17 protein-coding genes are annotated in these 22,253 nt (G+C 62.6%); 13 read left to right on the top strand and 4 right to left on the bottom strand.

Annotation, left to right across the window (positions count from 1 at the left end; all coding sequences use genetic code 11):
• Positions 1 to 24: 24 nt before the first annotated feature.
• The 4 genes from M2447_RS01755 to ligA all read left to right on the top strand — a co-directional run bounded on the left by M2447_RS01755 (position 25) and on the right by ligA (position 6,067).
• On the top strand, positions 25 to 1,809 hold the full coding sequence (locus tag M2447_RS01755; RefSeq protein WP_277557167.1) for a hypothetical protein: 1,785 nt from the start codon (positions 25 to 27) through the stop codon (positions 1,807 to 1,809).
• A 55-nt stretch (positions 1,810 to 1,864) separates the two neighbouring features.
• Positions 1,865 to 3,058, top strand: coding sequence for a hypothetical protein (locus tag M2447_RS01750; RefSeq protein WP_277557166.1), 1,194 nt, complete (start codon positions 1,865 to 1,867; stop codon positions 3,056 to 3,058).
• Positions 3,059 to 3,207: 149 nt separating this feature from the next.
• Positions 3,208 to 3,882, top strand: coding sequence for a hypothetical protein (locus M2447_RS01745; protein WP_277557165.1), 675 nt, complete (start codon positions 3,208 to 3,210; stop codon positions 3,880 to 3,882).
• A gap of 103 nt (positions 3,883 to 3,985) precedes the next feature.
• Positions 3,986 to 6,067 (top strand): NAD-dependent DNA ligase LigA, encoded by a 2,082-nt coding sequence (ligA, locus tag M2447_RS01740; protein WP_277557164.1) that lies wholly within the window; start codon positions 3,986 to 3,988, stop codon positions 6,065 to 6,067.
• A 10-nt stretch (positions 6,068 to 6,077) separates the two neighbouring features.
• Here ligA and M2447_RS01735 read toward each other — a convergent pair whose 3' ends face one another.
• Complete coding sequence (locus M2447_RS01735) at positions 6,078 to 8,129, bottom strand: copper-translocating P-type ATPase (protein WP_277557163.1); 2,052 nt, start codon at positions 8,127 to 8,129, stop codon at positions 6,078 to 6,080.
• 208 nt (positions 8,130 to 8,337) lie between these two features.
• Here M2447_RS01735 and mnmA point away from each other — a divergent pair, with 208 nt between their 5' ends.
• The 7 genes from mnmA (at position 8,338) to M2447_RS01700 (ending at position 16,632) form a co-directional block, all read left to right on the top strand.
• The gene (mnmA, locus tag M2447_RS01730; RefSeq protein ID WP_277557162.1) at positions 8,338 to 9,435 is read left to right on the top strand and encodes a tRNA 2-thiouridine(34) synthase MnmA; all 1,098 of its coding nucleotides are present in this window, start codon (positions 8,338 to 8,340) and stop codon (positions 9,433 to 9,435) included.
• Positions 9,436 to 9,471: 36 nt separating this feature from the next.
• Positions 9,472 to 10,161 (top strand): UDP-N-acetylglucosamine diphosphorylase, encoded by a 690-nt coding sequence (locus M2447_RS01725; protein ID WP_277557161.1) that lies wholly within the window; start codon positions 9,472 to 9,474, stop codon positions 10,159 to 10,161.
• 82 nt (positions 10,162 to 10,243) lie between these two features.
• Positions 10,244 to 11,575: an MFS transporter gene (locus M2447_RS01720; protein WP_277557160.1), complete on the top strand. Its 1,332-nt coding sequence runs from the start codon at positions 10,244 to 10,246 to the stop codon at positions 11,573 to 11,575.
• Positions 11,576 to 11,584: 9 nt separating this feature from the next.
• Positions 11,585 to 12,829, top strand: coding sequence for an aspartyl protease family protein (locus tag M2447_RS01715; protein ID WP_277557159.1), 1,245 nt, complete (start codon positions 11,585 to 11,587; stop codon positions 12,827 to 12,829).
• A 111-nt stretch (positions 12,830 to 12,940) separates the two neighbouring features.
• Positions 12,941 to 13,819, top strand: a complete 879-nt coding sequence (metF, locus tag M2447_RS01710) for a methylenetetrahydrofolate reductase [NAD(P)H] (RefSeq protein WP_277557158.1) — start codon at positions 12,941 to 12,943, stop codon at positions 13,817 to 13,819.
• A gap of 16 nt (positions 13,820 to 13,835) precedes the next feature.
• A complete protein-coding gene (locus M2447_RS01705; protein ID WP_277510386.1) occupies positions 13,836 to 14,861 on the top strand; it encodes a 2-enoyl thioester reductase domain-containing protein in 1,026 nt (341 codons plus the stop codon).
• Between the two features lie 166 nt (positions 14,862 to 15,027).
• Entirely contained in the window at positions 15,028 to 16,632 is a 1,605-nt protein-coding gene (locus M2447_RS01700) for a LysM peptidoglycan-binding domain-containing protein (RefSeq protein WP_277557156.1), read from the top strand.
• 22 nt (positions 16,633 to 16,654) lie between these two features.
• On the opposite strand, the gene M2447_RS01695 is transcribed toward M2447_RS01700, so the two are convergent.
• Positions 16,655 to 18,388, bottom strand: a complete 1,734-nt coding sequence (locus M2447_RS01695) for a ComEC/Rec2 family competence protein (protein ID WP_277557154.1) — start codon at positions 18,386 to 18,388, stop codon at positions 16,655 to 16,657.
• A 127-nt stretch (positions 18,389 to 18,515) separates the two neighbouring features.
• On the opposite strand from M2447_RS01695, the gene M2447_RS01690 reads away from it, so the two are divergent.
• Together M2447_RS01690 and M2447_RS01685 are read left to right on the top strand one after the other, a co-directional pair.
• Positions 18,516 to 19,136, top strand: coding sequence for a hypothetical protein (locus tag M2447_RS01690; protein ID WP_277510383.1), 621 nt, complete (start codon positions 18,516 to 18,518; stop codon positions 19,134 to 19,136).
• A gap of 209 nt (positions 19,137 to 19,345) precedes the next feature.
• Positions 19,346 to 20,488 (top strand): glycoside hydrolase family 99-like domain-containing protein, encoded by a 1,143-nt coding sequence (locus tag M2447_RS01685; protein WP_343215360.1) that lies wholly within the window; start codon positions 19,346 to 19,348, stop codon positions 20,486 to 20,488.
• Positions 20,489 to 20,546: 58 nt separating this feature from the next.
• On the opposite strand, the gene M2447_RS01680 is transcribed toward M2447_RS01685, so the two are convergent.
• Together M2447_RS01680 and M2447_RS01675 are read right to left on the bottom strand one after the other, a co-directional pair.
• Complete coding sequence (locus tag M2447_RS01680; protein ID WP_277557152.1) at positions 20,547 to 21,833, bottom strand: beta-ketoacyl-[acyl-carrier-protein] synthase family protein; 1,287 nt, start codon at positions 21,831 to 21,833, stop codon at positions 20,547 to 20,549.
• 10 nt (positions 21,834 to 21,843) lie between these two features.
• Positions 21,844 to 22,194, bottom strand: a complete 351-nt coding sequence (locus M2447_RS01675) for an acyl carrier protein (protein ID WP_277510380.1) — start codon at positions 22,192 to 22,194, stop codon at positions 21,844 to 21,846.
• Positions 22,195 to 22,253: the final 59 nt, after the last annotated feature.

Genomic DNA, 22,253 nt, shown 5'->3' with positions numbered 1-22,253 from the left:
CAACCCCGCCTCACGTTTTCAAAAATGAGCACGCTACCAAAACGATCACTCCAGGAATGGGTGCACTGGTTTGAAATCGGCGAGGGCTCGCGCTGGGTTCGGATCGCGGGGCTGGCGGCGGGCGTGCTGTTGTTGTCGTGGTTTGTCGGATACAAATTGTTTCGCGGGCCGCTCACCGAGGTGACGATGGCACAGGCGGTTGTTGGCCGGCAGGTGGCGGAGGGGCGCGGTTTCACGACGCTGGTGAACCATCCGCAGTCGTTTGCGTGGGCGCGGGAGCGAATCTCGCGCGGGAAGTTTGTGGACGTGCGCAAACCGCTGCCGGAGTTGCACCAGCCGCCGTTGTATTCGGCGGCGATTGCGGCCGCGCACCGATTGCTTCCGGCGCGCTGGTTCAACGGCGACACGACGCTGCTCGCATTGAACATCGTGTTGTTGTGGTGCGTGGCGATGCAGAGCTTTTTTCTGGCGAGAAACCTTTTTGGTGAAATGGGCGGTGTGATTGCGTTGCTCGGCGTGATGCTGTCGGCGCCGATTTGGGCGGCGACGGTGGCCGTGAACGGCGCCGTGCTGACCATGGCGCTTTGGCTGGCTTTGTTTCAGTTGACCTGGTCCGCCGAGACGCGGGTGATGAAAGCGGGCGGCGGTGCTGCGCTGACTTTGGGGAGACGCATAACCATGTCCCTCTGGCGTCCCGCTTTGACCGGGATGATTCTGGGCGCGTTGTTTTTGAGTGATTACACGACGATCGTAGCCGCCCCGCTGGTGGCGGTGGTGATTTTGACAAAGGTGTCGGACTGGCGGGTTTTCAGGTCGCTGGTATTGATCACGGCGGCGTTCGTTGTGGTGGCGGGGCCGTGGATGGCCCGCAATGTGTCGCTGACGGGAAGCCCCGTTGGATTCGCCGCGCGGGAGCTCGCGCTCAAGGCGGGCGACCCGACGGCGGAGCCCGCGACGCGGCGCGCGATGTTCACGACGGAGTCTCCGGCGGTTGATTTTAAGAAGCTCGGCAACAAGGCGCTGACGAGTTTGCAGCGCGGGGCGGGCGAGCGCTTCTGGTCGGGCGGGGGGATTTTTTTTGCGGCGTTTTTTGCGGCGGGGTTCGCATACCGGTTTCGCGACGCGCGGGCGAACCGGTTGCGCTGGTTTGCCGTTGCGGTGATCGCGAGCGTGGCGCTGGCGCAGGCGTTTTTGAGCTCGGGGGAGGGCGAGCGCGATGTGTGGCTGTGCATGGCGCCGCTGGTGATTGTTTTTGGGACGGGTTTTTTCCTGGTGCTCGTGAAGAGCAGCGAGGCGCTCGAATCGCGCGGGCTGGCGGCTGCGCTGGTGCTGCTGGCCCTGCAGGCGGTGCCGCTTGCGCGCGATGTGCTGGAGCCGCGCGGGACGCGTTACAACTACCCGCCGTATCTGCCGGCGCTGTTTTCGGGCATCGGGCAAAAGCTGTCGGAAAATCGCGCGGAGCCGCCCGCGTGGATGTCCGACGTGCCGGCTGGCGCGTCGTGGTATTCCGGGCAGCGCGTGTGGGCGCAGCCGGCGACGATGAAAGGGTTTCATGAGGTGGCGCGCTGGCAGCGGGTGCGCGCGCTGGTGCTGACGCCGGCGACGCTAGCGAGGCCGTTTTTCGGCGAGATTGCGAACGAGCAGTCGCACGGCAGGGGCGACTGGGCCCCGGTCTATCGCGGTTTGGCGGCGGGGCGGCTGCCCGCGGATTTCCCCCTGGTCGTGCCGGTGAGGATCGCGCCGGATTTTTATGTGCTCATCGATCCGGGGGCGCCGAAGGTTGCCGCGGAGGGCGCGCATGAAAAATAAAGACGTTGCCGGGGCGGGGCCGGTGATTCTAGCGTGCCGTTTCTTTTTTATCCCGATGAAACGACTGTCATCCCTCCTGATCGCCTGCGCCGGCCTGTTGCTGGCGGCGAATTACGCGCGCGCGGTTTACGCGCCGATTCCGGAAGTGGAGCAAGGGCGCCTGCTGACGGCATACTTGAGCGCGGGATATTATTACGACTCGAACATCTTTGGCGCGGCGAAGGGCGAGATCGAGAGCATCGTGTTTCAGGCGCAGCCGACAATCGTCGCAAACATATCGGCGAGCCAGCAGACATTTTTGTCCGCGAGTTACCAGTTGTCGATGGACTACCTTGAGAACAGGCCGGACGACAAATTGCTGGCGAGCCATTCGATCAGCGGGCGCGTGGCGCACGCGTTCACGCCGCGACTCGAGGGCGAGCTCAGCGACTCGTTTCAAATCGTGAAGAACCCGGAGTCTCTGCTGCCGGGAATCGGCGGCGGGGTCGCCAATCCCGACCAGTCCTACAAATACAACCAGCTCGACGGAAAACTGGCTTACAACATTAGCAAGCGCGTCGGTTTGAAGGGAAAGGCGCGCACGATGCACATGAGCTACGACAACGATTATTTGAGCGAGGACCTCGACCGCGCGGAGTATCTCGTGGGTGTGGAGGCGGTGCGGCTCTCCCGCGAAAATTTGCAGTTTTCCGCGGAGTATCGTTACAAGGCGATACGCTACGACGAGCACGGCTCGTTGAAAAACAAGGACTCGCACTTTTTGTTCGCGGGCGCGGATTACGCGCTGACCAAGCGCACGGCCTACACGGCGCGGCTAGGAATCGAGGCGCTGTTCCGGCGCAATGGCGGCGACTCGGCGCTGCCCTATGTCGAGCTGGGTGTGAAGCACGACTACAGCGACTTGAGTTTCATATCGGCCGGTTACACGTTTTCGGCGCAGGAATCCTCGAACGTGATTCGCTACACCGACATGTATACGCATCATTTTTTCGTGAACGTGCAGCATGCGCTGAACAGGCGGTTCATTGTTTCGTGCATGACGGACTGGCAGCCGTCGCAACTGAACGGGCGCTCAAATATCCCCGACATCGACGAGTCGAACCTGAAAGTCGGCGGCGCGCTCACCTACACATTCAAGGAAAAATGGTCCGCGTCGCTGACATGCGATTACGATTATGTGCACTCCGACGATTCCGGGCGCAACCTGGAGCGCGTGCGCTTCGGCCTGCGCGCGCGTTGGGTGTTCTGATGCGCGCAGCGTGTTGAGAAATCATTGAGCGGCGGCCATTGCGCGTTTTGGGCGTTTGTTTTATTCTTTGCGCGTTCCCGCTTTTGGCGTCGAATGGCGCACGGGTCTCCTCCTCGCCCCGCCGCCTTTTTCACTTTGGAGAAAACACAATGAATAACAAAATACTCATCCTTCCGCTGGTGTTGGCGGCTGCGTTTGCGTTGTTCGGACAACCGCTTCGCGCGCAGGCGCCGGAGGGAAAATTCAGGGCCGGTCTGCTTGGATACAGGATGATAAGCCTCAAGCAGCACACCTTTTCCCATAACACGCATCCCGACGATTCATTCCTGCCCGACGCCCATGTTCCCGGTTCCGCCGGCACGACCGACATTGGAAACAAGCAGCATTTTATGTCGATCACCCTGGGGTGGCAGCCGCGCCTTTCGGACTGCGTTTCCCTCAATTTTGACGCGGGCATTTTATTGGGCGACAATCGCGACCGCCATCAAAACGCCAATGACGACCGGCTTCCCGGCAATGCCGCGTTCGTTTATTCGCAGGCTCGTTTCGGAGCGCTCGCGGCCGCGGGCATGTCATATCATTTCAAACATTTTTCGCTCGGCGTTGAAACCCAGCTTGCAAGCGTGCTGGTTGAGCACGGCTGGGATAGGTATGGCTCCGATAAAAACCAAACCTCAAAAGTTCATCATATGCTCTCTGCCGGTCCCAAGGCGGGCATCAGGGCGAAACCCTTTGCGGGCGGCAGCACCACCTTGGGTCTCGAATGCACGCTCCAATTCAACCACGCCGTGACATTCGGAATTCAAGGGGTGCTTGGTTTTTGACGAAATGTCGCGGTGGAGCGCCCGCCAAAATGCCGGGAAATTTTCTTTGCGCTTCTTGCGCCTTTTTGCGGCCATGGGTTTTGTTTCGAACAATCCAATTTCCATGAATCCCGACGAGATCAGGGCACGCATCAAAAAACTTCGCGCGGACATCGCGCATCACGACGAGCTTTATTACCGCAAGGCCGAGCCGGAGATTTCCGACGTCGAATACGACCGCCTGAAAAAATCGCTCACCGAGCTGGAGGATGCGCATCCGGATTGTGCGCAAGACGCGTCCGCTGACTCGCCGACGGAAAGGGTGGGGGACGACCGCACGGAGGGCTTCGCCACCCACACGCACCGCGAGCGCATGATGAGCCTCGACAACACCTACTCGGAGACCGAGCTGCGCGAGTTTTGCGCGCGCCTGGAAAAACTGCTCGGGCGCGAGGAACTGGCTTACGTCGTGGAGCCGAAAATCGACGGCCTCGCGGTGAGCGTCACTTACGAGCACGGAAAACTCGTGCGCGCCGTGACGCGCGGCAACGGAGTCGAGGGCGACGACATCACGGCCAACGCGCTCACGATCAAAACGCTCCCGCGCACGCTGAAAAAGGGCGACGATTTGTTTTCGCAGCCGCCCGACCTGATCGAGATTCGCGGCGAGATTTTCATGACGACCGCGGAGTTTCAGCGCATCAACAAACTGCGCGAGGAAGCCGCCGAGCCGCTCTACGCCAATCCGCGCAATCTCGCCGCCGGCACGATCAAGCAACTCGACCCGCGCGAGGTCGCGCAGCGCAAACTGGAAATCGTGCTCTACGGCCTGGGCGCGTGCGAACCGGCCTCCGCGCTGCCACCGGCGCAGCACGACTGGCACGAACAGGTGCGCGCGTGGGGACTGCCGACGCTGGAAAAATACTGGGTGGTGAAAAACGCCGACGAAATTTGCGACGCCATTCGCGAGCTAGACACGATGCGCGAAAAGTTCGCCTACGCGACCGACGGCGCCGTGGTGAAGCTCGACTCGATTCCGTTGCAGCGCGAGGCGGGCGCGACCTCGAAGGCGCCGCGCTGGGCAATGGCATACAAATTTGCGCCGGAGCGCGCCGAGACGCGCCTGAACGCGATCACGATTCAAGTCGGACGCACGGGCGTGCTGACCCCGGTCGCGGAACTCGAGCCGGTGCACCTGGCGGGCACGACGGTGCAGCGCGCGACCCTGCACAATCGCGATGAAATTGCGCGCAAGGACATCCGCGTGGGCGATTTTGTTTACGTTGAGAAAGCCGGCGAAATCATTCCCGCGGTCGTGGGCGTGAACACCGCGAAGCGCGCGCCGGAATGCGTGCCGTATGTGTATCCGGAAAAATGCCCGGTGTGCGAAACGCCCGTCGTGCAGCTTGAGGGCGAGGTGGCGTTGCGCTGCCCGAACCACGAGTGCCCGGTGCAGGTGCGGCGTCGCGTGCGCCATTTCGCGTCGAAGGCGTGCGTTGACATCGACGGCCTCGGCGAGGCGATGGTGGACACGGTTGTCGAGAAGGGCTGGGTGCGCAGCGTGGCGGACCTTTACCGGCTGCGTCGCGACGACCTGATGACGCTCGGCAAGAGCGTGGAAAAATCGACCGACAACCTGCTCGCCGCCATCGAGACGAGCAAGCGCGCGGACTTGTGGCGCTTCATCCACGGGCTCGGCATCACGCACATCGGCGCGTCGGCGTCGAAGGATCTCGCGCAAAATTTCCGCAGCCTCGACGCGCTCGCCAAATCGAAATACGAGGATTTTATCCTGGAAAAGAAAACGGTGATTGAGGGCATTGGCGAAACGATGGCGCTCGCGATTATCGAATATTTCAACGAACCGCAAAACCGCATGCTGGTCGGCGAGCTGCTCGCGCTGGGCGTGAACCCGACGCCCCCGCCGGAACGGAGCGCGGCCACGAGCGCGCTGTTCGCCGGAAAGACGTTTGTGCTGACGGGCACGCTGCCAACGATGACGCGCGAGCAGGCGACCGAGAAAATCGAGGCCGCCGGCGGCAAGGTCAGCGGCAGTGTGAGCAAGAAAACCAGTTACGTGCTCGCGGGCGCGGAAGCCGGCTCAAAGCTCGCCAAGGCCGAGTCGCTGGGCGTGCCCGTGATCGACGAGGCGGAGTTTGTGCGAATGCTGGAAGACGGCGGCGGGGCGGACACCCAAGCCGTCTAGCGCCGCGGCGTTACGACAATTTCAATCTGCGCAGACGGAGGGCGTTGAGGACGACGGTGAGGCTGCTCACACTCATTGCCACGCCGGCATACATCGGGTTGAGCGTCCATCCGAACAGCGGATAAAAAAGCCCGGCGGCAAGCGGGATGCCGAGCGCGTTGTAGAAAAACGCCCAGAAAAGATTTTGTTTGATCGTGCGCAGCGTGGCGCGGCTCAGGCGTATGGCCTTGGAAATCGCAAGCAGGTCGCTTTTGACAAGGACGATGCCGGCGCTGGCCATTGCCGCGTCGGTGCCCGCGCCCATCGCAATGCCGATGTCGGCGGCGGCGAGCGCGGGGGCGTCGTTGAGTCCGTCACCGGCAAAAATAACCGTCTCGCCGTGGGCCTGGTGGTCTCGCACGAGTTGTTGCTTGGATGCGGGCGTGGCGCCGGCGTGAATGTCGATTGGCGGGAGGTGAAGCTGCTCGGCCACGGCGCGGACGGCGGCGGGACGGTCGCCGGAGGCGATCACGATGCGGAGGCCGGCCGCCTGGAGCTCGGCGATGGCGGCGGGTGTGGTGGGCTTGAGCGTGTCGGTGAAGGCGAGCGTGGCGGCATGCCTGCCGTCGATTGAAAGCGCGGCGAGCGTGTCGGTGTCGCGCTCCTTGTGGCGCTCGGCGCGGGTGATTTGTATTTGCTTTCCGGATACAGTGGCGGCGACGCCGAGGCCGGGCATGGCGGCGAAGTTTTCGGCGGGCGGGATGCCGAGGCCGCGCGCGCGCGCGGCGGCGAGCACGGCGAGGGCCAGGGGATGCTCGCTGTGCGACTCGGCGGCGGCGGCGAATGCGAGGAGCTCGTTTTCCGGGAGCTCGCAACCGGGGTCGGGGGCGAGCGCGGTGAGGGTGGGGCGGCCTGTGGTGAGCGTGCCGGTTTTGTCGATAAGAAGCGTGCGCGCGGAGGAAAGGCGCTCGAGCGCGGCGGCGCTTTTCACGAGCACGCCGGCTTGCGCGCCGCGTCCGATGCCGGTGACGATGGCGACGGGCGTGGCGAGGCCGAGCGCGCAGGGGCAGGCGATGATGAGCACGGCGACGGCGTTGAGGAGCGCGTGGACGAAGGAGGGCGACGGGCCGAGGACGAGCCAGAGTGCGAAGGTGAGCGCGGAGACGCCGAGCACGATCGGGACAAAAATCGCGGAGACGCGGTCGGCGAGGCGCGCGATGGGGGGCTCGCTTTCCTGCGCCTCCTCGACGAGGCGGATGATGTGCGCGAGGAGCGTCTCGCCGCCCACGCGCGTGGAGCGGAGCGTGAACGTGCCGGTGGTGTTGAGCGTGCCCGCCGAGACGGAATCGCCTGCGTGTTTGTCCACGGGAATCGCCTCGCCGGTGAGCATGGCCTCGTTGACGGGGCTTTCGCCGGAGGTGATTTCACCGTCGACGGGGATTCTTTCGCCGGGGCGCACGCGGAGGATGTCGCCCGGGTGGATGTCCTCGATGGGCACGTCCTGCTCGGTGCCGTCGGGGTTGACGCGGCGGGCGACCGAGGGCGCGAGCGCCATGAGCGCGCGGATGGCGGCGTCGGTGCGCGAGTGCGCCTGCTGCTCGATGATTTGCCCGAAGAGGACGAGCGTGGTGATGACGGCGGTGGATTCGAAGTAGAGCGGGAGTCCGTGCGGGCCGCGTATGGACTCGGGGAAGTGGTCGCCGAGCAGGAGCGCCACGGTGCTGTAAAGCCATGCCGCGCCGGTGCCGGTGACGGTGAGCGTGAACATGTTCGTGTCGCGCTCGCGGATGGAATACCACCAGCGGCGGATGAAATACTTGCCGCTCCAGAAAAACACGGGCGTGGCGAGCGCGAACTGAAGCCATGCGTTGGTGCTCGGGGTGATCGAGAGGCGCGCGAAGAGCTCCTGGAAAAACGCGGGGGCGATCATCTCGCCCATTGAGAGGACGAGCAGCGGGATTGTGAGCACGAGCGCCACGTAGAAACGCGGCAGCAGCACATGAAAATCGGGCAGCCCCATGTAAACGGGCGCGTCCGGGGCGCCGTGGGACTTGGCGTTTGGCGTTTCGTGTGAGTTGTGCATGGAAATTTGGTAACGCCAAATTATTCGAAACTCCAAACACTAAACTCAAACCTGCAATTTCAGGCCCGAAATATAAGCGTTTGCGCATGGGGGTTATTCAGAAACGTATTAAATTGTCGCGGCAGTTGCGAAAAAACCGTCCGCGCGCGGCGCATTGACGGTGCGCGCGTTGTTGACAAACCGCCCCCCGCGCGCGCCTGCTATTGCCATGCCGCAATCGCGCGAAAAAATCCTTGTTGCCATGTCGGGCGGAGTGGACAGCTCCGTCGCCGCGCTCGTGCTCAAGCAGCAGGGCTTCGACATCGCGGGCGCGTATATGAAAAACTGGATCAACGAGGACAATATCGTGGGCGACTGCCCGTGGCAGCGGGACATCGAGGACGCGCGCGCGGTCGCTGAAAAAATCGGCATAGAGTTCCGCGTGGTCAACTTGATGCGGGAATACAGCGAGCGCGTGGTTGCGTATTTGCTGGATGGATACAAGCGCGGCATCACGCCGAATCCCGACGTGATGTGCAACCGCGAGATCAAGTTTGGCGTGTTCCTGGCGTGGGCGCGCGACCACGGTTTCGACGCCGTCGCGACCGGGCACTACGCGCGGCGCGTCGAAAGCCCCGGCGGCGCGTTTTCGCTGGTCGAGGGCGCGGACAAAAACAAGGACCAGTCGTATTTTCTCGCGCTGATCAACCAGGAGCAGTTGCGCGCGGCGCGTTTTCCCATCGGGCACCTGCCCAAGCCCGAGCTGCGCAGGCTCGCCACCGAGGCCGGCCTCGCCACCGCCGCGAAAAAGGACAGCCAGGGCATTTGTTTTATCGGCGAGGTGAAAATGCAGGATTTTCTGCGCCAATACGTGCCCGACGAGCCCGGCCCGATTGTGCGCGCGACCGACGGGCAGGTGCTCGGCCGGCATCGCGGTTTGCATTATTACACGATCGGGCAGCGCCGGGGCATCGGCGTCCCCTCGAACGCGGATTTCCAAAAATACGTTGTCGTTGGCAAACGCGCCGCTGATCGCGCGCTGCTCGTCGCCTTCGACGCGCCGGACGCGCCGGGGCTTTTCACGAGCGAAGTGCGGGTGCATTCGTTGAGCTGGGTGGGGGAGCCGGTCACCGCGCCGTGTTTGATCGAGGGTCGCGTGCGTTATCGCGATCCGCGCGTGCACATGGAATTCATTCCCGACCCGGAAAACACAAGCGGCGGCAGCGCGACCGTTCGTTTTCGCGAACCGCAACGCGCGCTCGCCTCGGGCCAGGTGCTCGCGCTCTACGACGGCGAGCGACTCCTCGGCGGGGGAATTTATGTCTAGCGGCGCAACAAGCCCCGGGTTTATAGTTTCACACAAATGAAAGCCTCCGACCTCTACGACCTGCCGGAATCGCTCGGCGCGTTCGCACCGCATTTTCCCGCCGCCGCCGCCCCGTGGACATGGCTTGATGCGATCGGCCCGGCGCTCGAGGCGGTTCTTGCCGCCGCGCCTCAAAGTCCGCTTCCGCCAGTCCCGCCCGGCGTGCATATCGAGGGCGGGGTGGTCATCGGGGCGGGCGTAAAACTCCCCGCGCACGCCACGATTATCGGCCCGGCGTGGATCGGTCCCGGCACCGAAATCCGTCCCGGCGCGTTCATCCGGGGCAATGTCATTATCGGCGCCAATTGTGTGGCCGGCAATTCGTGCGAGTTCAAAAACTGCCTGTTGATGGATGGCGTGCAGGTGCCGCATTTCAGCTATGTCGGTGATTCCATCCTCGGCAATCGCGCGCATCTCGGCGCGGGCGTCGTCCTCTCGAACCTGCGTCTCGACAAAAAAACCGTGACGGTGCGAACGCCCGATGGCGTCGCCGACACCGGCTTGCGCAAGCTCGGCGCGCTTCTCGGCGAGGATGCGGAGGTTGGCTGCAACGCCGTTTTGCAACCCGGCGTGATCATGGGCAGGCGCGCGCTCGTCATGCCGACCGTTGCCTTCGCGGGTTATCTTCCCCCGGCGACAATCGCGCGCATCCGAAATCCCATTTCAACGCTGCCGAGGCGGGATTGATTCCGCTGCGCGGCCTTCCCGGTAAATGTTTTCGGACAAGCGCCGGAAAATCAGGCCGGAAACCAGGGTAGAAAAAACCATCGTGGCCATCTCCAACGACTCCAGCCAAAAGTCCGCGCGCCCGCTTTCGCTCGGGGTGATTTTCCTCACGCTCTACATAGACCTCGCCGGGTTTTCGATTCTGTTTCCGCTTACTCCCGACCTGCTCAAGCACTATCTCTTGATTCACGGCTCCGGCGGCGCGCTCGGCTGGATGCTCGCGCAGCTCAACACAATCGCAGGCGCACTCGGCGGCGGCGCGCATCTGCCCGAGGTGCTTTTTGGCGGCGTGGTGAGCTCGGTGTTTGCCGTGCTTCAGTTTGTTTCCGCGCCGTTGTGGGGAGGTCTTTCCGACAGGATCGGGCGGCGCAATGTGCTTCGCCTCACGGTGCTCGGCACGGCGGCGAGTTATCTACTCTGGGCTTTCAGCGGATCGTTCTGGCTGTTTCTGGCGTCGCGCGTGCTTGCCGGTGTGTTTGGCGGAAATCTTTCCGTCGCCACCGCCGCGGTCGCCGATGTGACCACGCGCGGGGAACGGGCGAAGTCGATGGGTTATGTCGGCGCGGCGTTCGGGCTTGGCCTTGTCACGGGGCCGCTTGTTGGCGCGTTTTCCGCTCGTATCGACTTGCCGGCGCTCTGGCCGGAGCTCGTCGCGCTGGGGATAAATCCGTTTTCCATGCCGGCGCTCGTCGCGCTCGGCCTTGCGCTGGTGAACCTCGTTTGGATCAACGCCCGCTTTCGCGAAACGCTTCCGCCCGGGGCGCGCGCGCAAGCGGGGGGCTGGCGCCTGCGAAATCCCCTTCGCGAGATTCTTTCGCTCGACAACGCGCCGGTGCGCCGGGTGAACCTCGTCTCGTTCACGCATTCGCTGGCGTTTGTGGCGATGGAAACCTCGCTTGTGTTTTTGGGCGCGGAGCGCTTCGGCTACACGGCGTATGAGAACGGCGTGCTGATGGGCTTTCTCGGACTCTGCTCGATCCTCACCCAGGGATTGATCGTGCGCCGCCTCTACAAACGCCTGCGCGAGACCACCGTGCTTTCTTGCGGGCTGGTTTGCTCGGCGCTCGGGTTTCTGACAATCGGGTTCGCTCCGGCTCCCGCCCTGCTTTACGCGGGCGTGGCGTTGCTCGCGCTCGGCGGCGGGCTCGTCAACCCGTCCACGAGCGGGCTGATTTCGCTTTACGCGGGCGTGCTTGAGCAAGGCCGGGTGCTCGGCATTTTTCGCTCGCTGGGATCGCTGGCGCGCGCGGTCGCCCCCGTCGTTGCGGGCGTGATCTTTTTCACCGCGGGCGCGCGCGCATTATATGCAATTGCGGCCTTGCTTGCCGCGGTCGCTTGGGGGTTTAGTCAACGGCTTCCAGAACCTGAAAAATAACCCGCCCGCATGATTTCGCGCACCGCCCAAAAACATCCGGCTCCGCGCCCCGGCCACGCCGCGGCGCTGTTGTGCGTGGCGCTCATGGTGGTTTTCTCGGCGGGGTGTTCGAGCGTGCAGCGGCACCTGTTGCATTTCTACAAGCGCGAGTCGCGTCCCGGCCACACGCGCCTTGCGGAGCCGGTGACCACCATACCGGCGCGCATCGAGGCCAACTATTTTATCGTCGAGGCGAAGTGGGACAAGCACGGCCCCTGGCGTTTCATCGTGGACACCGGTTCGTCGGTGACGCTGCTCTCGCCCGACTATGTGAAACGCTACCCGGCGGAAAAAAAGGACGGCGCCAGCGCGCGCTCGATCAACGTGCGCACGGCCAGCGGCCGCGTGCAAAAACTTCCGCCCGCAAACGTGCGTATCATCAAGCTCGGCGACGCGATGTTCTCCAACGTGCCCGTGCTCATTTACGACTGCTCGGAACTCTCCGCGCACTTCGGCATGAGGATTGACGGCATCATCGGCTTTCCGCTTTTCCGCGACACGGTTTTCTCGCTGGATTATCCGCAGTCGCGCCTGATTATCAGCCGCCGCTCGGCGGTTCGCTCGGTTCCCGGCGTCACGGTCAAGTTCAACAACGAAATCCGCGCGCCGATCATCCCCGTGAGCGTTGGCGGCGAGACATTCAGCGCGCTGATCGACTCCGGAAGCGACGGCGCGCTCGTCCTCAACCCGCTCGGTCTCTCGCCCGAGTTTTCGCAGCCGCCGCGGACGGGCGCGACAATCGGCACGATCCTTGGCGACCGCGTGCAGGAAATCGGCCGGCTCTCCACGCCGCTGCGCATCGGCGAGTGCAAGGTCGAGCAACCGATCGTCGACATCACCGACCAGCTCTCGGCAATCGGCGGTGAAATCCTGAAAAACTACTGCCTCGTTTTTGACTCCAAGCTCGGCACGGTGACGTTTCAACGGAGCACGGACGCCCCCCTCGAAATGGGCTCGCAACGCAGCGCCGGCCTCTCCTTCGCCAAAACGCCGGCCTACTGGCGCGTGCTGTCAGTCGTGCCCGGCTCGCCCGCGGAGGACGCGGGTGTGCAGGCGGGCGACATCGTCGCGCGCATCAACGGCGAGCATGTGTCCGCATGGCAGCTGCAGCGCTACGACAAGCTCGTGCGCGAGTCCGACGAGATCACCTGCACTTTCGTCAGGGGCCAGCGCGAGGAGCCAATGGTGATTCCCGTTTTCGATTTGGTGAAATGAGCCGGGGCTTGGGGGGCGACACGCCGCGCGCCCGATGCGAATCCATCGCGCATTTCAGGTTTCCCAATGCTGGTTTCTTAATTCTTAATCATTAATTCTTAATTTTTTTCAATGACCGCAAACCGTCCCATATCCGAGCTCTTCGCGCAAAAACGTCCGTTGCGATCCCTTGAGTTTTTCCCGCCTCGCGATGACGCGGGGGTCGCGAACCTGCGCGCCGCCGCCGAGGCGCTTCGACGCATCAATCCGGATTTTGTCTCCGTGACCTACGGGGCGGGCGGCAGCACGCGCGAGCGCACCACGCAAGTCAGCGCAATGCTGAAAAGCGACTTCGGCCTCACGGTGATGCCGCATCTCACCTGCGTCGGACATTCGCGCGACGAGCTGAACGAACTTGCCGACCAGATTTACGAAAACGGTTTCAGGAACATCATGGCGCTGCGCGGCGACCCGCCGAAGGGCTCGGCCGAGTTCAAGCCCGCGCCGAACGGCCTGCGTTATGCGAACGAACTCGTCGCCCTGCTCAAGGCGCGCCACGCGGACCTTTGTCTCGGCGTCGGCGGTTATCCGGAAAAGCATCCCGAGGCGCCCAACGAGGACGTCGATTTGGACAACTTGAAGCGCAAGGTTGACGCCGGCGCGTCGTTCATCACCACGCAGCTTTTCTTCGACAACACCGTGTATTACCGCTTCGTGGAAAAATGTCACGCGCGCGGCGTCACCGTGCCCATCGTCCCCGGAATCATGCCCGTGCTTTCGCTGAAACAAGTGCAACGCATCACGCAACTGAGCTCCGCGTATCTGCCGCCCGTGCTCATCAAACGCCTCGAGGCTGCGCACGACGACGCCGACACCTCCGAGATGATCGGCATTGATTGGGCGCTCACGCAAATCCGCGGCCTGCTCGCAAACAACGCGCCCGGCTACCACCTTTATATATTGAACCGCGCCCGCAGCGCGCTCGCGCTCGCGGCGGGCCTCGCGGCGTAAATCGAAAGAAATTCCAATGAACACAAACCATGCAATTCCCGCCGCGCCACACGCGGTTCGTTACCACGCCACCGGCAAACCCGATGAGGTCTTGAAATACGAGGCGGTTTCCGACGACGCGCGCGAACCCGCCGCCGGCGAAGTGCTCGTGCTCATGGAGGCGGCCGTCATTCATCCGTCCGACCTCGGAATGATCGGCGGCACCTACGGGCGCCTGCGCGCGCTGCCCGCCGTCGCCGGACGCGAGGGCGTGGGCCGCGTCGCCAAGCTCGGCGCGGACGTGACAAAATTTAAAATCGGCGACCGTGTGCGCATGCCCGAGGATTCGGGCGTGTGGCGCGAGGCAATCGTCGCGCGCGCGGACGACCTGATGTCCGTCCCGTCCGACCTGCCCGCGGAACAGGCGGCGATGGCGTTTATCAATCCGCCGACCGCCTGGTTGTTGCTGCACGAGTTTGTGAACCTGAAGCCAGGGGACTGGATTATTCAAAACGCCTCCAACTCCGCCGTGGGCGAGTGTGTGATCCAGTTTGCGCGTTCGCTCGGCCTGCGGACGGCCTGCCTTGTTCGTTCGCCCGAAAAACACGAGGCGAACCTCCGCGCAATGGGCGCGGATGTCGTTGTGGCCGACGACGACAAGGCGCTCAAGGCCGTGATGCCGCAACTTGGCGGCGCCGCGCCGCGTCTCGCGCTCAACAGCATCGGCGGCATGAGCGCGATCACTCTCACCCGCTCGCTCGGCCAGGACGGCCAGCTCGTCACCTTCGGCGGCATGACGGGCGACGCGATTCGTTTTCCCACGCGCGAGTTCATTTTCAAAAACGTGGCGCTGCGGGGATTTTGGATGGACCGCTGGGCGCGCTCGGCGAACCCCGGCGCGTTGCAAGCCGTGCTGGACGCCGTGTATGCGCGCCTGCGCGACGGCTCGCTCAAGATGGCGGTCGATTCCGTGTATCCGATAAACCAATACGCCGGGGCGCTCGCCCGCGCCGGCGGCTACGGACGCAACGGCAAAGTGCTCCTGCGCGGTCCGGGCGCGTGAGTTGCGCAAAACACGGTTGGCTGTCATAAAAAAATTGAGATGGCGCGCGTTTTGCCTTCAGTGTCTCTCGATTCCTCATCGTTTGAAGCCACGACACCACGCTTCGAAATCCATTATGACACGCCTACCGTCCCTTATTTTTGCCTGCGCGCTGACTGTTTTCCTCTTGTCCGCAACCACCGCGCCGCTGTGCGCGCAAGACGGCTCGCCGGTCAGTCCGATAAGCCCGGCGGCTGAAACCGCCAAAGCATCCTCCAGCCCGATCCAGCCCGTCGTGGAGCTCACCACAATCCCGGAGACGGATCTCGAACTGCGCATCGAGATGGCGAAGTTGAAGGGCGAAATACGAAAGACCGCCAAGGAAAACGAGCTCGCGCAAGCCGGGTTGAACGAAACCATCGAATCGCTTCGCCGCGAAAACGCCGAGTTGAAGCGGGCCGCGATCAACCGCGAAAACGAACGCAACATTCTCATCCAAAAACTCGCCGCCGCGCAACTCGCCGCGCAGGACAAGGACAAGGCGGACGAAAACGTCACCGCCATTTCGACCGAGTTGAAATCGGCGCGCCTCACAATCGACTCGCTCAAATTGCAGATCGAAAAACTGACCGCCGAAAAGGAAACCGCAACAGGCGCCATCGTCCAAAGCAACCAGGCCATTGAGGACGCGAACGCAAAGCTGTCCTCGGCGAGGAAGGAGATGAGCACGCTGCGCATCGACCTCGCCGCGGCGCGCCAGGGCGCGATTGCGCTGGGCGAACAAATCCAGGCGCTCCACGCCGAAAACCAGCGCCTCAACACGCAGCTTGGCGAGGACGCGGCCAGGCACGCAAAGACTGTTGAGGCGGCGGAGGAAAGCCTGGCCGCAGCCCAAAAAGAAACGGCCGGGGCAAAGGCGGAAATCGCGACACTCACCGCCCGCATTGCCGAGCTGTCCGCCAAAAATGAAAGCACCGTTCGCGAGCACGGCGATGTGCTCGGCGCGCGCGACGCGCTTCAGGACCGGCTTGCAAAAGCGGAAACCAAGCTCGAGGAAACCGAGACCGCTCTTGCCGAAGCCACCAAGGCGCGCGACGAACTCACCCAGCGCGTGACTGCGTTGGAAAAACAAATCGCCGACGACACGGCGGCATCCACCGCCGCCGCGGACGAGCTTCGCAAACAAATCGCGGACGCGGAGGAAAAACTCGCGGCATCATCGCGAGCCCAACAGCTCAAGCAGGAGGAACTCGACGGGCTGCAAAAACAGTTCGACGTCGCCGGGGAAAAGAACGCGGCGCTCACCGCGCAGCTGGCCGAGTTCGAGACGAAATTTGCGGAGGCGGAAAAACTCGCCGCGGACGACAGGGAAGCCGCCAAGGAAGCCGCCAGGCAGCTGGCCGTTGCCCAAGAAAATTTCAAGCAATTGCAGCTCCAGTCGGCCGATGTCGCGGGGGAAAACGTGCGGCTGAAAACGCAGATCGCATTGATCACGCAAACGCAGGCGCAGTCCCGCCCGGCAACCGCGCCGCCCGCCCGCGCCCCCTCTCGTCCGGCGCAGCCGCAACCCGAGGCATCCGCGCAGCCGGACTCGCAGACCGTGGTCGCAAGCGGAACAACAGCGGCCCCGGAAACGCGCACGCACACAATCGCGGCGGGTGAAACGCTTTCGTCGATTGCGAGAAAATATTACGGCGGCAGCGAGCACTGGAGCCGCATATACGAGGCCAACCGCGACCAGCTCAAAAGCCCCGACGCCCTCAAGCTTGGCATGACTTTGCGGATTCCTTGAGGCGGACGCCGCTTCGCGCGAATCAACCGCGGTGCGCGAAAAAAAGCAGCGCGGCGGCGACGATGACAACGGGCATCCAAAATCCTCCGAGCCTCCGCGTCCATTTTTGCGAATAACCGCAAAGCAAGGAGGCGAGCAGCAGCGCGAGCGCGCAGTATCCTGTCCATTGCGGCGAGAAATGCGCGGGCATGGCAACCACCGGAATTTCCAAAAACAGCTCCAGCGATTTTTCCATTGTGAAAAGCAAGAGCGCCGAGGCGTGATTAAAAAGGACGCTCAGGGGCGTGATTCCGATGAGCCCGAAGAACAGCGAAATAAAACCCGAGAGAATCACAAGCGACGCGGCGGGTATCAGCACGAGGTTGGCGAGGAGCGCGCCGGGTGTGAAGAGCTTGAAATAAATCGTGCTGCAAATCGCGCTGACGAGGCTTGCCGCGATGCTGATGCCGAGCGCGGAAACAATCGCCCGGTGCGCGACGACGGTTTTTTTCTGAAACCAGTTGCGCGCCACCTGGGGTGTGTCGCGAAACGGCACCCAGCGAGCGAGCCAGGTTTCGCCGAGCGGAAGCCCGAACAAAAGGAGCGCGGCAACGATGCTGTATGACATTTGGAAACTGGCGCTGAAGAGCTGCATGGGCGCCACCAGAAGCGTGGCGAGCGCCGCAAACGCGAGCGTGGCGATGGCGTTTGCCGGCAGGCGGAGCAGCAGCGACGCCTGGAGGAGCGCGACCATCGTGAACGCGCGCGTGGCCGAGGGGCTCGCCCCGGTGATTTGCACATAGACGTAGAGCGCGAGCGTGCCGGCGATCACGCGCGGCCACACGGGCAGTCGCAAAAACAAAAGAAGAAACTGGATGCCCGTGGCGATCACGGCGATATGAAGACCCGATATGGCAAACAAGTGCATCGTGCCGCTGCCGAGAAAGAGCGCGTGCTGCTGCTCCTCGATGTCCTGTTTTTGGCCGAGCACCATCGCGCGCAAAACGCCCGCCTGCTGCGGCCGGTGCTCGAGCCCGGCGGAAAGAATTTTGGAAAAACGCTGCCGCATTCGTTCGTAGAAAGCGGCGGTGGCGTCCGGCGGTTTTTCCACGCCGAGCAGCCGCCCGCGCGAGAACTTGAAGTTCATGCCCGAGGACGCGAGGTATCCGTCAAAGGAATCCGCCGCGACGCGGCGCGGCAGCGAATAAAGCACGCCGGTGGCGGTGATCTCGGCGGAGCGGATTATCGGGGGCGGCGTGTTTTCTTTTTCCCCGCCGCCTGTTTCCACGGGCAGTGCGAGGGAATAATAAACGCGCTGCCCGACGAGCTCCCGCAAGTGCGGCGCGGCATCCGTCACGCGGGCCAGTCCGCTGATTCGCGGCGCGTCGGATTTGCCCCGCGCGCCGCGGACGCCCTGGGCAAAGGTGTGCGTGACGCGCAGCGTGAGCCGGGCTTCGCGCGGCGGAAGCGCGTCGTAGGAGGCGAGCCGGCTGCGATTGATTTCGTAGGAAGCCGCCCCGCTCAAAAGCACGCACAGCACAAGCGCGACGAGGCCGCTCCAGTGCCGCGGCGCAAGGGCGATGCTCGCGAGCGCGAGCACCAACGCCCCACCCAGAAGCCAGCCGGCCGGAAGCGCGTGCGGCGCGGTTTTTGCCGCCGCAAGCCCGGCCATGAACGGGATCAGTATCCAGAGCAGCGGCGCCCGATGGCGCAGCGAGCGCAGCTTGGGCGTTGTCTGCGGGGTGGGCGCCGGGGTGTCGTCTTGGGGCTGGCTCACGCCCCAATAGGGAAACGGCGGGCAAATTTTGTGCGAGTTTTTTTCAGGCGGCGGAAAAATTCAAACGCCAATTGATTTTCGCTTTGCCACGGCAGGGCAAAGAACTACATCGATAAACCCTTTGCCCATGCTTATCTTCCGCCGTCTTTTTTCCAACAAACGCAGCCTCGTGTTGCTGGCCCTCGGCAGTGTTGTTTTTGCAAATGCCGCCCAAGCCCAGGCGATGGTGTATTCGACCAACACCGGGACAATTCCCGGCACGGCGATTGAATACACGGTGACGCTTGAGGACGATGTCACCTCTCGGCTCGCGATCCGCTTCGTGATGCGGAACAACTCGGACAAGCCCTACTTTATTGCGCGCGGGGCGTTTGATGTGCCGGGCCAGATGTCCGTGTTTTTCTCGACCGACGACACTCCGATCATATCGAGCACGGGCGACTGGGCGAGCGAGCTTCTGCCCGGCGGCGTGGTCATGGGAAACCTGCCGTTGCTGCCCGGAAAAACCATCAACGAGATATTTCCGATCGGGGTGTATTACGACAAAATCTACAAAAAGCGCCGCGAGTCCAACGTCTACGTTTACTGGGGGGTCACGATGTCCAGCAGCAGCGACGACGCGCAACAGGCCGAATTGGAGGAGCGTCCCATGCGCCCCGTGCAGCACGAAACTCTGCCCCGCATAGGCGGCATGCTGACGCTTCCAAAAAATGAAAATGGCGCGACGGTTTACAACCGCCGAAGGTAGCGCGCGCCTTGACTTGTGGAATTCGGATTGTGCCGAGCAGCCCCGGTTGTCTCCTTGGTTGACAGGCGAAACCGGGCCAAATGTCATTTGGGACGCGGCCCAATGGCCGCAGAACAAACGCCCCGAATGGAACAGGATTTAATCGCCCCATGAAAAAACAGAAGTTGATGTTACTCCCGCTGGCGTGCTGGCTTCTTTCCGTGTGCGTGATGCCCGCGCGCGAAGGCCGCCCCGTATCGGAAGCCACCCGGAATGATTACATTGTCGCGGCATACGTCTGGCCTTCGTGTCACAATGATCCGATGGCCGAAAAACATTTGTGGCCCGAGGGGATTGGGGAGTGGGAGGTGATAAAAAAGGGAAATCCGCGCTTCGAGGGGCACTATCAACCGCGCCAGCCGTTGTGGGGTTATGAAATGGACAACGACCCCAGGGTGGTCGAGCGATGGATCGACACGGCCGTGAAGCATGGCGTGAACACCTTCGTATACGACTGGTATTGGTATGATGGGGGCCCGTATTTGGAAAGCGCGCTAAACGACGGCTTTCTCAAGGCCCGTAATAATGAAAAAATGAATTTTTATATTATGTGGGCCAACCACGATGTGAAAAAAAACTATTGGAACCACCATCGCCATGGCGACGACGAGACGTTGTTGTGGAACGCGCGCGTGGATTGGGAAAATTTCAAAATCATTGTTGAAAGAGTCATCAGGCAATACTTCACAAAACCCAATTATCTCAAAATAAACGGATGCCCGGTGTTTTCAGTGTTCAGCACCCGGAAGCTGGTCGAAAGCTTTGGCGGGGACATTGCGGAGACGCGCAAGGCGATCGACTACTTCCGCACCGAGGTGAAGAAGGCGGGGTTTCCCGGCCTTCACCTTCAAATGAATTCCGGCGGCGGATCTTTCCCGAAGGACGCCGCAAAACGAAAGTCCACCCTGGAAAGAATCACCGGGATCGGATTTGACAGCATGGCGTTCTACAACATGGGCGGATTTGATCCGGACTATCTCACACACGGAAGCAACGCGCGGAAAATACGCGAGCAATGGGACGCGATCCTCGACATTCCGTTGTTCCCGTGCGTTTCGGTGGGCTGGGATGACACGCCCCGTTTTCCCGCCAAGGGAAAAAAGGATGTGACCTGTTATCACAACACCCCGGCGAGTTTCGCCATGCTTCTCAGGAAGGCCAAGGAGTATGCCGACAACCATCCGGAGCAGCCCAAGATCATCACGATTAATGCGTGGAACGAATGGGTGGAGGGAAGCTATCTGCTTCCCGACATGCTCCACGGTTTTGGTTATCTTGAAGCCGTGCGCGATGTCATGCTCGGCAATAATTAATGCAACGCATTCCGCCTGTTTGGGATTTCTCCCCGGCGCATCGGTCCCAGATAACCGCTCATCCCACCGCGCGCAGCACGTGGCACACGTTGCTGCCGCCGAAGCCGCTGCTGTTGTTCAACACGAGGCGCGGGCGCTCATTCAGCGTTTCGCGGGGCAAATCCAGGCCTTCGCACACGGGGTCGGTGTTCACAAGATGCGGGTTGCCGGGGATGAAGCCCTCGTTCATCGCCAGCACGCAGAACGCCGTTTCCATCGCTCCGGCGAGTGACAGCGGATGTCCGGTCAGCGCCTTGGTGCTGCTGATTCGCGGTTGCTTTTTGTTTGTGTCAAAAACCGTCTTGATCGCCAGCGCCTCGGCGCGGTCGCCGACCGGCGTGGAGGTGCCGTGCGCGTTGATGTAATCAATTTCCCCAGCGTCTGCGCCGGCGTCGGATAACGCGCGTTTCATCGCGTTTGCGAGACCGCGTCCCTCGGGATGCGACATGGCCACGCTGTGGCCGTCCGCCGCCTGTCCCCAGCCGGCGATTTCGGCAAGCGCGCGCGCGCCGCGCGCCGCGGCGGTCTCGGCATCCTCCAAAATCAACGCCACCGCGCCGCCCGCGCCCACGAAACCGTCGCGCGCCGTGTCGAACGGACGCGATGCCACGTTCGGGTCGCTTTGCGGCGAAAGAGCGCGCATGGCCGCGAACGGCAGCAGTGTTTCCGCGTTCAGTTCCTCGCCCGCCACCACGACCGCGCGATTGAGGCGGCCGAGCCGGATGTCGTCGCACGCGTAGCCGAGCGCGTGGCTGCCCGACGCGCACGCCGACACAAACCCGCACACCGAGCCGGTGATCTTGTAGTGCGCCGCAAGGTTGAAGTTCAGCGTTCCGCTGATCGAGCTCACCACGCCCATCGGGTTGCCGCGCTCGCCGCGCGTCCTGTCCATCTGGCCGAGATGCCCGTGCAGCATCATCGCCGAGCCCGCCGATGCGCAATACAGGCCCGTCGCATCGTCGTTCGCCAGCGCCCCGCGCGCCAGTCCCGCGTGCTCAGCCGCCTGGTCGATCGCGCAAATCGCATACACGCCGTGCGGCGCCAGGCCGCGCAATGTCTCGCGGGCGATCTCGTAGCGCGCGGGCCATTTCCAATCGCGCCAGTTCATCGACTCCACGACAAAATCCTTCACCGTGCCCGCCACCTTCACGGGGACGTTCGGGTTTCCGAAAAACTCCACCCGCTCGAAACCGTGCCGCCCCTCGCGCAGGCTCGACGCCACGCCTGCCCAGTCGTTTCCGATCGGCGTGATAAACCCCGCGCCCGAAATCACCACGCGCCGGCGTCCCTTTTTATCCGTGGGCATGACGCGCGCCTCACTCATTTTTCGGCCCGAGTTTTTTTGCGATAAATTCCTTCAGGCTTCCGACTGTGCTGATCTGCATGATCTCGCTTGTCTCGATGCGCAGCCCGAATGTGTCCTCGATTGCGAAGACCACCTCGGCCACCGCGAGCGAATCGTAACCCAGGTCCTCGACCAGTTTTTGTTCGTCGGTGATCGGCGCGTCCGAGGGTTTTGGCAAATGTTCGCGCACCATTGCAATGATTACGATTTGCACCGCATCCACGTCGCCTGTTTCACGATAGCGCGCGTAGGCCTCGCGCACTTCGGGCTCATAGCGCGAGAGTTTTTCGGATGGGTTGGCGTCTGGTTGCTGCGGAGACATAAGGAAGGGTAGCAAAAAGATTGTAAGCCCCGTCACAAGTCCCGATTGAGGAAAGAATC

This window comes from Ereboglobus sp. PH5-10 (assembly GCF_029504735.1).
In the GTDB taxonomy this organism is placed as follows: domain Bacteria; phylum Verrucomicrobiota; class Verrucomicrobiia; order Opitutales; family Opitutaceae; genus Ereboglobus.
The sequence above is the reverse complement of the archived record's forward strand: the minus strand, read 5'-3'. Positions and strand labels throughout refer to the sequence as shown.